Source organism: Paenibacillus glycanilyticus NBRC 16618 (assembly GCF_004000805.1).
Classification (GTDB): domain Bacteria; phylum Bacillota; class Bacilli; order Paenibacillales; family Paenibacillaceae; genus Pristimantibacillus; species Pristimantibacillus glycanilyticus.
This window is the reverse complement of the sequence record NZ_BILY01000012.1, coordinates 107,895-121,385: the sequence shown is the minus strand read 5'-3', so window position 1 is coordinate 121,385 and position 13,491 is coordinate 107,895. Positions and strand designations below refer to the sequence as shown.

General features: G+C 52.6%; 13 protein-coding genes. 7 read left to right on the top strand and 6 right to left on the bottom strand.

All coding sequences use genetic code 11. The features are described 5' to 3' along the window. Window positions 1-67: 67 nt before the first annotated feature. From PGL01S_RS12195 to PGL01S_RS12180, 4 genes are all read left to right on the top strand, one after another. Window positions 68-1,357, top strand: coding sequence for an ABC transporter substrate-binding protein (locus PGL01S_RS12195; RefSeq protein ID WP_164775448.1), 1,290 nt, complete (start codon window positions 68-70; stop codon window positions 1,355-1,357). Between the two features lie 113 nt (window positions 1,358-1,470). Continuing rightward, a complete protein-coding gene (locus PGL01S_RS12190) occupies window positions 1,471-2,361 on the top strand; it encodes a carbohydrate ABC transporter permease (RefSeq protein WP_127494909.1) in 891 nt (296 codons plus the stop codon). Window positions 2,362-2,382: 21 nt separating this feature from the next. Next, window positions 2,383-3,222, top strand: coding sequence for a carbohydrate ABC transporter permease (locus tag PGL01S_RS12185; RefSeq protein WP_015847649.1), 840 nt, complete (start codon window positions 2,383-2,385; stop codon window positions 3,220-3,222). Between the two features lie 22 nt (window positions 3,223-3,244). Continuing rightward, window positions 3,245-4,591 carry a glycoside hydrolase family 5 protein gene (locus tag PGL01S_RS12180; protein WP_127494908.1) on the top strand — a complete coding sequence of 449 codons (1,347 nt, stop codon included), beginning with the start codon at window positions 3,245-3,247 and terminating at the stop codon, window positions 4,589-4,591. A 276-nt stretch (window positions 4,592-4,867) separates the two neighbouring features. Here the strand turns inward: PGL01S_RS12180 and PGL01S_RS12175 are convergent, their stop codons facing one another. The 5 genes from PGL01S_RS12175 to PGL01S_RS12155 form a co-directional block, all read right to left on the bottom strand. After that, window positions 4,868-5,449, bottom strand: a complete 582-nt coding sequence (locus PGL01S_RS12175; RefSeq protein ID WP_127494907.1) for an LOG family protein — start codon at window positions 5,447-5,449, stop codon at window positions 4,868-4,870. A gap of 13 nt (window positions 5,450-5,462) precedes the next feature. Beyond that, window positions 5,463-5,783 (bottom strand): MazG nucleotide pyrophosphohydrolase domain-containing protein, encoded by a 321-nt coding sequence (locus tag PGL01S_RS12170; protein WP_127494906.1) that lies wholly within the window; start codon window positions 5,781-5,783, stop codon window positions 5,463-5,465. Window positions 5,784-5,874: 91 nt separating this feature from the next. Continuing rightward, the gene (locus PGL01S_RS12165; RefSeq protein ID WP_127494905.1) at window positions 5,875-6,672 is read right to left on the bottom strand and encodes a lipase family protein; all 798 of its coding nucleotides are present in this window, start codon (window positions 6,670-6,672) and stop codon (window positions 5,875-5,877) included. Window positions 6,673-6,795: 123 nt separating this feature from the next. Then, window positions 6,796-8,298 (bottom strand): lytic polysaccharide monooxygenase, encoded by a 1,503-nt coding sequence (locus PGL01S_RS12160; RefSeq protein WP_127494904.1) that lies wholly within the window; start codon window positions 8,296-8,298, stop codon window positions 6,796-6,798. A gap of 347 nt (window positions 8,299-8,645) precedes the next feature. Continuing rightward, window positions 8,646-9,590, bottom strand: a complete 945-nt coding sequence (locus tag PGL01S_RS12155) for a helix-turn-helix transcriptional regulator (protein WP_127494903.1) — start codon at window positions 9,588-9,590, stop codon at window positions 8,646-8,648. A gap of 99 nt (window positions 9,591-9,689) precedes the next feature. Between PGL01S_RS12155 and PGL01S_RS12150 the strand changes: the two genes are divergently transcribed. After that, a complete protein-coding gene (locus tag PGL01S_RS12150) occupies window positions 9,690-10,868 on the top strand; it encodes an MFS transporter (RefSeq protein ID WP_127494902.1) in 1,179 nt (392 codons plus the stop codon). A 78-nt stretch (window positions 10,869-10,946) separates the two neighbouring features. Beyond that, a complete protein-coding gene (locus PGL01S_RS12145) occupies window positions 10,947-11,957 on the top strand; it encodes a serine hydrolase domain-containing protein (protein ID WP_164775447.1) in 1,011 nt (336 codons plus the stop codon). Window positions 11,958-11,991: 34 nt separating this feature from the next. On the opposite strand, the gene PGL01S_RS12140 is transcribed toward PGL01S_RS12145, so the two are convergent. Then, a complete protein-coding gene (locus tag PGL01S_RS12140) occupies window positions 11,992-12,306 on the bottom strand; it encodes a hypothetical protein (RefSeq protein WP_127494900.1) in 315 nt (104 codons plus the stop codon). Between the two features lie 176 nt (window positions 12,307-12,482). On the opposite strand from PGL01S_RS12140, the gene PGL01S_RS12135 reads away from it, so the two are divergent. After that, the gene (locus tag PGL01S_RS12135) at window positions 12,483-13,373 is read left to right on the top strand and encodes a hypothetical protein (RefSeq protein ID WP_127494899.1); all 891 of its coding nucleotides are present in this window, start codon (window positions 12,483-12,485) and stop codon (window positions 13,371-13,373) included. The last annotated feature ends 118 nt before the right edge of the window (window positions 13,374-13,491 follow it).

Here is a 13,491-nt window from a genome sequence, read left to right as displayed (position 1 = left end):
AACCTTACCGGATTGGCCGGGCGGATTTACTATAAAAGGACTACAAAGCTTAGGAGGGAACATCACGATGAAAACTCGCAGCTACTTCAGCTTGGCCCTTATTGCCGCTCTTGGCGTATCCGCTGCCGGATGCGGCTCGAACGATACAAATACGCAAAACAATGCTGCCGGGGGCGGCAAGACGGTTTTGGAATATTACACTTGGACGGACGAAGCCGACTACATGCAGAAGGTTGTCGATACCTTCAACGCGCAGAACAGCAGCATTCAAGTGAAGATGAACACGATCAGCAACAATGCGGATGAGTACAACACAAAGATCATGAACAACCTGACCGGCGGCTCCAAAATGGACCTGTACAGCATTAACGGCACGTCCAGCCTTGGTCTTTACTCTTCCAAAAACCAGCTGATCGACCTCACCGACCGCATCAAATCGGCAAACCTCGACGTTGGCGCTTACGGCCCCAGCTACCAGGACATTGTCGAGCTGCTGACAGACGGCAAATATTACGCTCTTCCTTACCGGACTTCCGAATACGCCCTATTCTACAACAAAGCCATCTTTGATAAGGAAGGCATTCCTTATCCGACCCAAATGACTTGGGACGAGTACGCGGATCTGGCGAAGCAGCTGACCAAAGGAGACGGGACCGGCAAGCAATGGGGCGGTTATTTCGCGGATTGGCTTACGGCACCGCTTGGCGCTCTCCAGAAAGGGACAACCATTCTCGATGACAGCCTGGACGACGTGGGCAGCTGGCTGGACTACCTTGACCGCTTGTATTACAAGGATCAATCCCATATGAGCTATAAGCAAATGAACGGCGAGAGCGTCGACTGGATCAAGCAGTTCGAGAGCGGCAACGTCGCGATGCTGGTCAACGGCGAATGGACCGTCAACATGCTGAAGGCCGATATCGAAAGCGGCAAGACGAACATCAACTTTGACATGGCGCCCCTGCCTCTTCCGGAAGGTACAACCGATCCGGTTACCGTTGGCGGCGTGAGCACCTTCATCGGCATTAACCCGGCAAGCAAAAATGCCGACGCTGCGTTCGAGTTCGTGAAGTTTCTGACCGGCGAGCAAGGCGAATCCATTATCGCGCAGTCGAGCGTACTGCCGGCTTACTCCAGCGACAAAACCAAGGACGCTTTCCTTGGCGCTACCGGCATTCAAGGCAGCGGCTACTTCTTCGAAGCCAATACCGTCATCGAGAATCAGCCTGTCGCTCAAATCGACGAGATCAACCGGGTATACAACGAGCAGCGCGACCTGTTCCTGTTCCAGGAGATCGATTCGAAGAAAGCGATCCAGAACTACATGGATGCCCGCAAGTCCGTTCTCAACAAGTAATGCGCAGCACGTTATCTAGCTAAGCAATCATCGGCTTCCGCTTCTTCGTGACGGAAGCCGATCTTATTTCAAGGCACGAAATTGGCTTTAATAACCAGCAAGGAGGTTCTTCCATGACCAGCAGACGACTGCCTCAGTTCAAGCCGTATCTGACAGGGACGCTGTTTATCCTACCGGCTTTTGCGCTGTTTGCCGTCTTTATTTTAATCCCGCTCGTTTACGGCTTTGTCATGAGCTTTACCGATTACGGCGGCTTCAACGTAAAGGCCAACTATATTGGCTTTGACAACTATGCAAAGCTGTTCAAGGACGATTATTTTATCGTATCCCTCAAAAATAATCTTCTCTACACCGTCCTGTTCGTTCCGTTAACGATGCTGCTCGCTTTGCTTGCGGCTATCGCCCTGAATTCGGTCCTGTATCTGCGCAAATATTTGCGTATGGCTTTTTATTTTCCGCAAATCACGTCGATGGTATCGATCGCTATCGTCTGGGCGCTGCTGTTCAACCCGATGTCCGGACCAATCAACCATATGCTTGAAGCGATTGGCATCGCCAATCCGCCTCAGTGGCTGATGGCCTCGAAGTGGGCGCTCATCGCCATTGTCGTGGTAGCCGTATGGAAAAGCTTCGGCTACTACATGATTATTTTGCTGGCTGGCATTCAGGGCATTCCGACCCATCTGTACGAATCGGCCAGACTGGACGGGGCGAACCGCTTCAAGCAGTTTCTGTACATTACGCTGCCGTCGCTTTCGCCAACCCTATTTATGGTTCTCATTCTAACGATTATTAACTCCTTCCAGGTGTTTGACCTGGTATCGGTCATGACGGACGGCGGACCGGGCCGTTCCACGAACGTGCTTGTATTCCGCATTTACCAGGAAGCGTTCGTCAACTACCGGATGGGCTATTCCGCGGCAATGTCGACCGTTCTGTTCCTGATTATCATGATTATTTCCCTCATTCAATTCCGGCTCGAGAAAAAATGGGTGACTTACTAAGATGGAAGCGAGGTGCTCATAATGGATGTCCCTGCATCGAAATGGGGTAAGTTCGGCAGTTATTTCTTACTCATCGTGTTAACCGCCTTTTCGATCGCTACGCTGTTTCCGTTCTTATGGATGATTTCGACGTCCCTTCGAACGGACGTGGATCTGTTCAACAACCCGATGAATTGGATCCCCAGCAAGCTGTATCTGAACAACTATCAGGAGGTATGGACGGCGATCCCGTTCGGCCGCTACTTCCTGAACACTCTTAAATTATCGGTCCTGATTACGATCCTGCAGGTTGTGATCTGTTCGATGGCGGCTTACGCCTTCGCGAAGCTGAAGGTGCCGTTCAAGCAGACGATCTTTATCCTGTTCATGACGAACCTGATGATGCCTTGGCATTCGATCATGGTTCCGCAGTTCACGATTATCAGCAAGCTAGGCTTGTACAACACGCATACCGGTTACGTTCTTATTCAATTATTCAGCGGCTTCGGCATTTTCCTGATGCGTCAATTTTTCCTCAGCCTGCCGAACGAACTAAACGAAGCAGCCCGGGTAGATGGCTTAAATGAGTGGAAGATTTTCTGGAAAATCGTTATGCCGCTATCCGCACCAAGCTTGTCTACCTTCGCCATCTTCACCTTCACTTTTATGTGGAACGACTATCTGGCACCGCTTATTTACTTGAACGACGATATGCTGAAGACGCTTCAGCTTGGCCTGAAGGCATTCCAGACCGAGCATACGATGGATTACGGCCTGCTGATGGCCGGAACGGTGTTCGCAACGATTCCGATGGTGATCGTGTTCCTGATCGGGGAACGGTTCTTTATTCAAAGCGTGGCCACTACCGGCATGAAAAACTAATCTAAGAGACGAGGTTATATAGATGACAACAAACCTGAACAACTTTGTGCAAGTGCGCGGCGAGGATTTTGTCGTGAACGGGGAAAAAATCTTTTTCCGGGGCTTTGGACTTGGCTCCTGGATGAATCTTGAGCATTTCATGATTGGCCTTCCCGGCACCGATACGATGATCAAGAAAGCATTCGACGAGGTGTACGGCGAGGAACGCGCAGCCAAATTTTTCGACCGCTTCCTGCTGGAGTTTGTGGACGAGAAGGACTTTGAGTTCCTGAAAAGCATTGGCGTGAACCATCTGCGCATCCCGTTCAACTATAAATATTTCATCGATGACCAGAACCCTGGCGTCTATAAAAAAGAAGGTTTTGCCTATCTCGATCATATCGTCAACCTCTGCGAGAAATACGAGATCTACGCGATTCTTGACCTCCACTCCGTACCGGGCGGACAAAACCCGGACTGGCATTGCGATACGAACTCCGGTCTGCCGCTGTTCTGGGAATACGCCGCGCTGCGCGATACGGTAATCAAGCTATGGGGCCATATCGCCCAATATTACAAGGATCAGCCTTGGATTGCTGCTTACGACATCGTCAACGAGCCGTCGCAAGTGACTAACGCAAAGGTGTTTAACGAGTTCTATGAGAAGATTATCGCGGAGATCCGCCAATACGACGAGCATCATATCATCTTTATCGAAGGCAACAAGTTCACAACCGACTTTACGATGATTGATCCGATCGACGATCCGCAGGTGGCGTATGAGTTCCACTTCTATCCGTTTGTGGACGAGCCGGCTGTTCTTACGCCGGAGATGGACCGTACGCGCCGGAAAGAGATTTTCGCCGAAGCCTTCGGCAAGCTGGTCAGCATCCGCGAAAAATACAAGCGTCCGGTCTGGTGCGGCGAGCTGGGCTTGGTATTCGAGCAGGAGCAGATCGACTTCCAGATGACGATTATCGAAGATATGCTCGATCTATGCGAAGAGCATGATGTATCGTGGGCGCTCTGGACTTATAAGGATGCGGCAACGATGGGCATTGTGTATCCAAAGGCAGGCACGCCTTGGAGAGAACTAACCGACGAAATCAAGCAGGTGTGGAACCAGCATAAGGAGCAGGAAAAAGGCGAGGCGCTTGTCGACTACATGGCGGCCACCTATTTCAAGCCAATCTCGGCGGAGGAGCGTTACCCGCTTCAATTCCGGATGAGAACGATCATGCAGGCCATCTGCGTTGAGCAAATGCTGAAGCCTTACCTAGCGAAGCGTTCGTGGGAAGAGATGGCCGAGCTGCCGGCCTCCTTCCATTGGGAGAACTGCGAGCATTGGAGCGAGCTTGCGGACCTGATCAAGCAGTACACCAAGGTGTAAATTTGTTAGCGAAAAAAAGGGCTGTCTCACATCGGTGAGACAGCCCTTTTTTTAAGGAATCGCCCTTACGTTGGATTTACTCCACTAAAAGTAACAGGAATGAGCAACAATCGCCCAAATTCGACTGATTATACTTTAAACTCCCGGCCACAAACGCCTTATTATGCTGGACGATATCCAATATAGCTCTACTTGATAGGAATAGAAGCTCCTCGCCCCTTCGGGGTACCGGCTCCTTGCTGGGGCCGAGGCCTGTCTACAAACGGCAAATCTCGTTTATTTAGGAAGCTCCGCCCATTTATTCGCCTGTTCCGGAGCCGTGTACGCGGCCATGAGGTCCAGCAGAACGGACGGATTTTCTTCAAAAAGCATAAGCCCCAGATTTGTATCCCGCATAAAACCCGCCGAGACCGTCTGCTTCAGCATGTCGGCGATCGGCTGATAGAAGCCCTTCACGTTCAGAATGCCAACCGGCTTCTTGTGAATGCCAAGCTGCGCCCAGCTCGCCACCTCGAACAATTCCTCGAAGGTTCCAAGCCCGCCAGGCAGCGCGATATAGCCGTCGGACAGCTCGGACATCAGGGCTTTTCGCTCATGCATGTTCCCTACTTCAATAAACTCCGTCAGACCTTTATGCGCCATCTCGCCGATGAACAGGCCGCGCGGCATCACTCCGGTTACACGGCCGCCGTTAGCCAGCACCGCATCGGCTACAAGCCCCATCAGGCCGATTCGGGAGCCGCCATAGACCAATTCCATTCCTTTTGCAGCCATCAGTTGCCCCAATTGAGTTGCCGCTTGTCCGTACTCCGGACTTACTCCGGCATTGGAGCCGGCAAATACGCAAATTTTGTTCATGATAATCCCCCTGCTATTCTTTGCTGTAGCGCTTGCTTAGCTTGTCTTTATGTGCTCTCAGAACTTCCTCTATGGAAAGATCGTAGATCCCCGCAAGAATATAGACATTCGCCAATACGTCCCCAAGCTCCTCGATCAATTCCTGCTTCAGCACTTCGGCGGGCTGGGCAGCTTCATCCGGGCGGTCCCGTCCAATCTCGATCGTCCTTACCACTCTGGCCGTCTCTCCAACTTCCTCCGTCAGGAAAGCCATCCGCTCAAACGGACCGTAACCCGACCAGCCGCGCTCTTTGTAAAAGTCTTGAATCCACTGTTGAAATTCCTGTTCCTTCATGACGACTATTCTCCCCTGCTCCTGTTGTTCAATTTATTATAAACAAAAAAGGGACACCTCTTAAAGTAAGGTGTTCCTTCTCTTCTTCTCCTTACGGAGTGGTTTTGCATTTCGAAATATTAGCTTCCGTATCTCCCATTACGTACAGGTAGGTGCTTAACGCATGATAACAAGGGATGGAATGCTTAATTGGGTATAAGGCGGAGTTAATCTCGAGTCCCGGCTCAAGATGACGGTAACCGGCGATCTCCACCGGTACCTGCGGCACGATATCCGGCGTATTGAAAATGCGGGTATTCGGAATGTTCATCCGCTGGAAGGCTTCAACAAAGCTCTTGTCGCCAACGCGAGGGGAAGCGAAGGTTATGAGCTCGACATCCACGTTTTTGCTTCCGGCGAGAAAGGCATGGAGCGTAGCTAGCGAGCTGCCTAGACTATGTCCGGTTACAAGAAGCCTTGTACCTTGCGGCAGCGCATCGATGGACGCCATCAGCGTCTCGGAAGGAATACTCGCGTCCGCGTATTCCACCATCATGCTGCGGTATAGATTCGTAAATCCTTGCTCCGTCTTGCCGCCATCCGGCACCTCATGGAACGTCTCGAGTATGAACTCGAAGTCCGACAGCCAGTCCAGCGGACTTTCCGTTCCGCGAATCACCACCGCCTGCTGCAGCGGATTGTCCGCGGATCTCGCAATAAAGCCTCCGAATTCCCTTTCCTGCATCTTTTCGAGATGCGGCGTCATCGTCAGATTGGCCACCAGCTCCCAGCCCGCCGGAAAGTCCGCAGGCTTTACCGGCGACAGATGATTCTGCGCGTACATCTCGTAAGCAACCTTAACAAAATGCCCCCAGTCTATCAGCTTCTCCATACTAATCGTATTGCTCATTCGGTCAGCTCCCTATACCTGCGAATATGGTCATTTCGCCCTTTAATTCGACAAATAATGGGAAAAACCTCTAGCGATGGTCTTCTAATGAAAAAGGCTGTCCTCGACGGACAGCCCCTTCTGCTATTTAACCAATACCCATACCCCGGCCTGACCGGGAATCTCGCCTTTGGTCCACCATTTCGCCTTGTACGTATGTCCTTCGTAGACCACCTGTTCGCCGCCGTTATAAGCCTTAGCGCTATTCCAAGCCTGCACGGCAGCTGCCGATACCGGCTTCCATACATCCGAGCTGTCCGGCAGCTCGCCTTGCGTCCACCAGCCCGCTTTATATTCAATGCCGTTGTAGGTCACGATATCGCCGGCCACATAAACTTTCGCGCTGTCCCATGTGCCGGTTCCCGTCGGCGGCGTAACGACGGCCGCCTTGGTCGCAATCGTCAAGGCCGCGCTTGCTGCCGAGCGGTTACCCGCCGCGTCCACTGCAATAACCGTATACGCGTATGCGGTGGATGCCTTTAATCCGCTGTCCGAATAGGAGGTGGATGCCGTCGTTCCGATCAACAGACCGCCTCTGTACACCTCGTATTTCACAACACCGGTATTGTCGGTGGCCGCCGTCCAGCTGAAGGCCGCTGTAGTGTCCGTTACATTGCCAGCTGTAAGTCCCGCCGGTCTGGTTGGAGCCTGCGTGTCCGGCGCCGGCGTTGCGGCAGGCAGCGTACTTGCCGATACCGGCACGCTGGCCGCCGAGCGGTTACCTTTGTTGTCTACTGCCGCAATCGTATACGAATAAGACGAATCCGCCTGCAATCCGCTATCCGTATAGCTGGTTCCTGCGGAGGTGCCTACCACTTTACCGTCACGGCTTATTTCGTAATTTTTAATTCCCGCAGAGGCTGTCGAAGCTGACCAGGACATCGTAATGCTGCTGTCGGTATGGCCGGAACACCATACGCTGTCCGGGAAGTTAGGCAGCACAACCGGGTCCGGATCCGGAGTCGTTGTTCCGCCGCCTTGCGTCAGATTGACGTCAATCGCCTGATAGAAGGCATTAACAGTGTCGCCGATTTCCCATACGCCAAGAATAATGTAGTAGCCTGTCCGGTCCGTCGGTACCTTGCATTTATGCGTAACCGTCATCTCCGGCTTCTTCATTCCGCCGTCTACCGTACAGAAGGGCTTTGCTTCCAACTGGTCGCGCGTGAGCGGCTTGTTCGGATCCCAGCCGATCTTCGTAATGTAATAGTCCCATTTCTCCGTCATATGATTGGCCGTGAAATTCCAGGTAAACGTATTATCGCCACCCTTCATGTCGACCTTCTTCCAGCGGTCGGCCGACTGGGCATCCAGCTCGGTATATTTGCCCGCTCCGGCAACCTTGCCGTCAGCCGGGCCTTCTGCGGGGAATCCGCCAATGCCCTCTACGCTTTGCGGCTCATACTGAATCGCTCCGCAATCCTTGTTGGTGCCTTGGCTGCAGAGCAGCGTCCGGCTGGCAGGCGAAGAAATGTAGCCGTGGGCCGATGCTTTGTCCGCGATGGCCAGCATGCAGAGCAGCCCGAGCAGTACAAAGCTGAACAGAATGGCCAGCCTGCCCCCTACCGATTGTCTCGTTATCGTCATGTCGATTCTCCTCGTTTCATGGAATGAAATAATCGGTTCCAATAATAAACAATTGTCTAATTATCAGCCAGATTCCAAAGACCCGGAGGATTATTCTCTGCTAGCCGCAGGTTGGAATGCTCCTGACAGAGGGTGAATACGCCAAGAGTCTCACCTTTCCAATCGATTTCGCGATAGCCAACCATTAATGGATATTTAAGGAAAATAAAATGCGACTATACAATAGTCCCAGCTCATCTGTTGGCTCCGCTCTTCATGCGTCAGTCATCCCATTTTGATTCGCGTGCCCATGTCAAAGATCCCTCTTGCCGGAAGGCAGAGGGACCTTGTTTCATTGCTTTTGTAGGTTACCGATAGCGGTCCAGCAGCCCGGCTAACCGGTCCCGGACTGCTTCCCGCAATTCTTCGGGGCCTTTCAGTGCTGCTTCATATCCAAGTCCAATCAGAAATTCGGTATAGAAAGGCATGTCCCCGCGGGATACATCCGCATCAATGCTGCCGCTCCCGTCTTCCCGAACCTGCAGCATCGGGGCCAGCCATAGCTCAGCTTCGCAGCGCTGAACTCCGGCCCGGCTTAGCTCTACTTGCAGACGGACCGGGTCCTCGGGCATAACGGCTTCTTTGCGGCTTAGCGGAATGTCGCCAAGGTCGCGCTTTTCCGTACCGGAGGTATCCTCCGAAGCGGTGCGGATCCGATCGCAGCGGAAGACGCGGAAGCCCTCGCGCAGGTAGCAATACGCCGTGCAGTACCAGAGGCCGTTATGAGCGTAGATGCATACCGGCTGGATTTTGCGGCAGCCCGCCTCGCTGTCCTTCGTCTCGTATTCGATATCGAGCACCTTCTGGTGTACCGCCGCATCCAGCAGCATGGACAAGCAAGGCGCATCGCCGCGCCTGGTTGGCGTAATGAAATCTACCCGGTGCTTCATGCTGTCGATTCGATCCCGAACATCGCCGGGCATATGAAGATAAAATTTGTTCAGCGCCGAGACGGATTCTGCCTCAAACGGCAGCGAGGAGTAATGCCTAAGCGCATGCACGGCAAAGAACATGGCCACGGCTTCCTCTTCCGTAAAGGCGATGGGCGGCAGCACCCGCTCCCTTAATACCTGGTAACCTCCATGCGGCCCAACCTCCGAATATAAAGGCACGCCCAGCTCGCTGAGCTCCTGCAGATCCCTTAGAATCGTCCGCTTCGAGACGCCAAATTCATCGGCGAGCTCCTGTACCTTGAACCGGCGCTTGCGGTTGACCGTCATCATCAGCTCCATGAGCCGTTTGGATTTGGGCATCCTTTTTTCCTCCTCATTTCATATCCATGACAGAATGTGTCACTATTATCCGTTACGATAAGGGCATCAGGCAATACCACCGCTAAAGGAGCGAAAAAAATGCTTAAATACTCCATTCTGTTTTTCCTTGTTATGTTTATGATTGGCACCGACACGTTTCTTATTTCTCCGCTGCTCCCTACGCTCCAGGCGGAATACGGCGTATCCACCGGCATTGCTGGCTGGATGATTGGCGCCTACACCTTGGGCTCGGCTTTGTTCGCGCTAGTCTCCGGCCCTTTGTCCGACGGCTGGAACCGCAGAACGGTCATGATCTGCGGGCTGGCCGCCTTCTCCGTTTCAACCGCCTTATGCGGTTTCGCGGACAGCTACTGGATGATGCTTCTGTTCCGTTTCCTCGCAGGAGTCAGCGCTGCCTTCACCGCTCCGCAGGTATGGGCCTCCATTCCCGCCGTTATGCCTCCGCAGCGGATTGCGAAGACGATGGGCATCGCCTTTGGCGGACTGGCTGCAGCCCAAGCGCTTGGCGTTCCGATCGGCAGCTGGCTGGCCGCGGCCGATTGGCCTGTCCCGTTCTGGAGCATCGGCACGTTTTCCCTGCTTCTTGCGGTTGCCGCCTTCCTGCTCCTCCCGGATATGAAGCCTAGCGGCCAGTCGCGCGCTTCCATTTTCAGCCGGTATATGCCGTTAATAACGAACGGAAGAGCAAGAGGCGGCTTCCTCGCTTACCTGCTGCTCCATCTGGGCAGCGGTACGGCGATGGCTTTTATCGGCAAATGGATGGCTGATCATTTCGAGCTGTCCATAGGCGGAATCGGCAACGTCATGATGGGACTTGGATGCGGCACCTTGCTCGGAAGCGTCATCAGCTCCGTGGTTATTCGCAGGCTTGGCAGCACGCGGACCGTAACCGCGGGCATGCTCTTGCTAGCCCTGTTGTATATTGTTGGCCCGCATGCCGGCCTATCGCCTGCGGTGATGATCTATTTCGTTATCTTTACCGTTCTCGGCATTATTTTCCCTCTTGTTATGGGCCTGCTTACTGCCCTGAACGCATCCATCCGGGGAACCATTTCCAGCCTCGCCAACTCGACCATGAACGGTGCGAATACGCTTGGCGCCTGGCTGGCCGGACTATTGTACGTTCATTTTGCCGGTTATGCGTCCATCGGTATTTTTTCCGCCGTATGCATCGTTCTCTCTCTTGTCACGTTCCGACTCGGCGGTCTTGTAACGGGCGCAGGCTCGGAGGCAAAACAGCAATCAAAGCCTGCCTGAGAACAGGAAAAAACATTGTTTATTCCCAATTTTATACTTAATATGGAGAGGTGATGAAGATCAGAGGGAGAGATGATTGTGGCTAATGTAAAAGAGCAGATTCATGCTTTGCTGGAACCCCTTGTCCCCGAGCGGAAGTTTAACGGAGCCGTACTCGTCTCGCAACGCGGCAGCATCCTGTATTCGGAGGCATGGGGACAAGCAAATATGGAGCTTGCGGTGGATAATACGACTAAAACCAAGTTCCGGATCGGTTCGATAACCAAAACCTTTACGGGGGTATCCATCCTCCAGCTGGTGGAAAAAGGCATGCTCCGGCTGGAGGATCCGGTCAGCCGTTTCTTTCCGCAGCAGACGGGCAGCAATTCCATAACCATCCAACATCTACTGACGCATACATCTGGTATTCCCAATTATACGGATGATCCTTCTATGTTCGACTGGGCTGCGAACCCTTCGACACCAGAAATTCTTATCGGGCGATTCGCCCATAAAGAGCCAGAGGCTGCTCCAGGCGAGCAGTACAAATACTCCAACTCCGGTTACGTCCTGCTTGGAGCCATCCTAGAGCAAATAACCGGGCAATCTTACGCGGACTATTTGCAGGAGCACATCTTCCTTCCGCTTGGCATGAACCAAACGCAGATAGATCAGCCAAGCCAGATTCTACTCAACCGTGCTGCGGGTTATCATTCGGACGAAGAGGGGCAATTAACTAATGCACCCACCTTCGATCCTTCCAATGCTTATGCGGCAGGAGCTATTAGTTCAACAATCAGGGACTTGCATTTATGGGATCAGGCGCTCTATACGGAGCAGCTTCTGACCAAGCCTTCTCTCGATCTCATGTTTACTCCGTTCAAGGGAGAACGGGATTTTCAATACGGCTGCGGCTGGATCATTCAAGATACGCCTTTTGGAAAGCTTGTTTGCCATAGCGGCGGCATTCCCGGCTTCTCCTCCGTCCTGCTCCGTTTTATTGAACAGCAGACTTCTGTCATCGTGCTCAGCAATATCCTGCAGGATGTCAGCACACTCGGCAAACAGCTGGCCGAGCTTGCCATGCAGCCCGCCAACACCATCGGTTAAAAATAAATGGAGAGTCAGCCCGCAGCTGACTCTCCTAATCTTTTAAAGGAGTTATCGCGGAGAACGAGTAGGTTCCGTCTTCCCGCCTGATATAACGAACCGTATATTTGTGATCGATTTGAACGGTATTCCACACGCTCTCCTCCAAAATAATTTTATCCACGCTTTTTAACCTTTTCTTGTCGGGGTAAGCGATCATAATCCAGTATTGCCCATTCTCCCCCTCGCCTTTATCGATGACCTTTACGTTTACGGCGAACGTACCCCTTCCTTGCTCCTTAGAAGAACAAGCCCCCAGCATCAAACCGGCCAGGAGAAGAATTGCAGCGCATAAACCTGCCTTTCTCATGCTCCACCTCATCCCTATTATCCTTTATGCATACGAATAGACGAATACTCTAAGACCTCCGCCCGAGAAAAGAACCTTCTTCAGGCCTCGCGAAATCTAGCCGCGGGTCCATTAACGCCTGTAAGTCCTTTCCAGTAAATTAAAGGTATACATTTACGGGAAGGGACGAGGATAAAATGCAAAGCTATGTAAATCAAGCAACGACGCAGAAGCCGAGGCTGTTCGAGGGGGAAAAATGGCTTGTTCTGACTGGTCTTCTCGGATTTCTTCTAGCGGCAATTTGCGGGGTATGGGTGCTTGCGAACGGGGGTGAGGTCTCGCCCGGAGGCGATGTTTCAAAAGCTTTTTCCTTTGATGCGGCCCTTGGCGCTTTTATTCTATCAACCGCCGCAATTGCGCCATTATCGGGATTGAAGGCACGAAGCCAGGCGTTGTTCCGGAGGGTGTACATCGGGCTTGCTCTTTATTCCTATGGGGCGGAGACGATTCAAAACTTTCGCGGCGTTAATCCGAGATTCGTTGACAGCGATTCGTTTTTCGACCAAACGGTCGGCAATGTCTTCACGTTTGTTGCCCTGTTTCTCGTTTTGTTTTATTTGTACCTTGGCGTTCAATTCTTCCGTTCGAAGGCTTATAAGCTTCGGCCCGGGATGGCGCTGGGCGTGCGTTATGCCATGATTGCCGTCACCGTATCGTTTGCCGCCGGCATCTGGATCTCCATGAACCAGGGCAGGTTTATCGGTGCGGACGGCAATATTATATGGCTGCATGGGCTTGGCTTTCATGCGCTTCAGGCAATGCCGATTGTCGCTTGGCTAGTCGAGCGTTCCCGCGCCAAAGCCTCTAGCCTGATTCATATGACCGGCATTACTTATCTGCTTGGCTTAATCGCGATCGGATGGCAGACGTTGAACGGTCACGCCCTAATGGAGTGGTCGCTTCTGCCAATAGCCGCAAGCACCTGCTTTATTCTTTCGATCGCGGCCGGCGTGGCTGCGCTGCGCAAGGTGCTTCTTTCCGGTTCGCGTCCAAATAGCGGCAACCGGAACAGCGCTGCACGCTTTTAGATTATAAATAAGGGAGCTGCCGCGCGGGCAGCTCCCTCTTGTTCTGTTTTATCGTTTTTTTAGAAAGTTTTTAGAGCCCCTAAACATCCTCCGGCTATACTGGGGTCATCAACCCCTA

What these genes read in the sequence shown, in the direction of transcription:
- PGL01S_RS12195 (WP_164775448.1), top strand. Translation starts at nt 68, where the DNA reads ATGAAAACTCGCAGCTACTTCAGCTTGGCCCTTATTGCCGCTCTTGGC.
- PGL01S_RS12190 (WP_127494909.1), top strand. Translation starts at nt 1,471, where the DNA reads ATGACCAGCAGACGACTGCCTCAGTTCAAGCCGTATCTGACAGGGACG.
- PGL01S_RS12185 (WP_015847649.1), top strand. Translation starts at nt 2,383, where the DNA reads ATGGATGTCCCTGCATCGAAATGGGGTAAGTTCGGCAGTTATTTCTTA.
- PGL01S_RS12180 (WP_127494908.1), top strand. Translation starts at nt 3,245, where the DNA reads ATGACAACAAACCTGAACAACTTTGTGCAAGTGCGCGGCGAGGATTTT.
- PGL01S_RS12175 (WP_127494907.1), bottom strand. Translation starts at nt 5,449, where the DNA reads ATGAACAAAATTTGCGTATTTGCCGGCTCCAATGCCGGAGTAAGTCCG.
- PGL01S_RS12170 (WP_127494906.1), bottom strand. Translation starts at nt 5,783, where the DNA reads ATGAAGGAACAGGAATTTCAACAGTGGATTCAAGACTTTTACAAAGAG.
- PGL01S_RS12165 (WP_127494905.1), bottom strand. Translation starts at nt 6,672, where the DNA reads ATGAGCAATACGATTAGTATGGAGAAGCTGATAGACTGGGGGCATTTT.
- PGL01S_RS12160 (WP_127494904.1), bottom strand. Translation starts at nt 8,298, where the DNA reads ATGACGATAACGAGACAATCGGTAGGGGGCAGGCTGGCCATTCTGTTC.
- PGL01S_RS12155 (WP_127494903.1), bottom strand. Translation starts at nt 9,590, where the DNA reads ATGCCCAAATCCAAACGGCTCATGGAGCTGATGATGACGGTCAACCGC.
- PGL01S_RS12150 (WP_127494902.1), top strand. Translation starts at nt 9,690, where the DNA reads ATGCTTAAATACTCCATTCTGTTTTTCCTTGTTATGTTTATGATTGGC.
- PGL01S_RS12140 (WP_127494900.1), bottom strand. Translation starts at nt 12,306, where the DNA reads ATGAGAAAGGCAGGTTTATGCGCTGCAATTCTTCTCCTGGCCGGTTTG.
- PGL01S_RS12135 (WP_127494899.1), top strand. Translation starts at nt 12,483, where the DNA reads ATGCAAAGCTATGTAAATCAAGCAACGACGCAGAAGCCGAGGCTGTTC.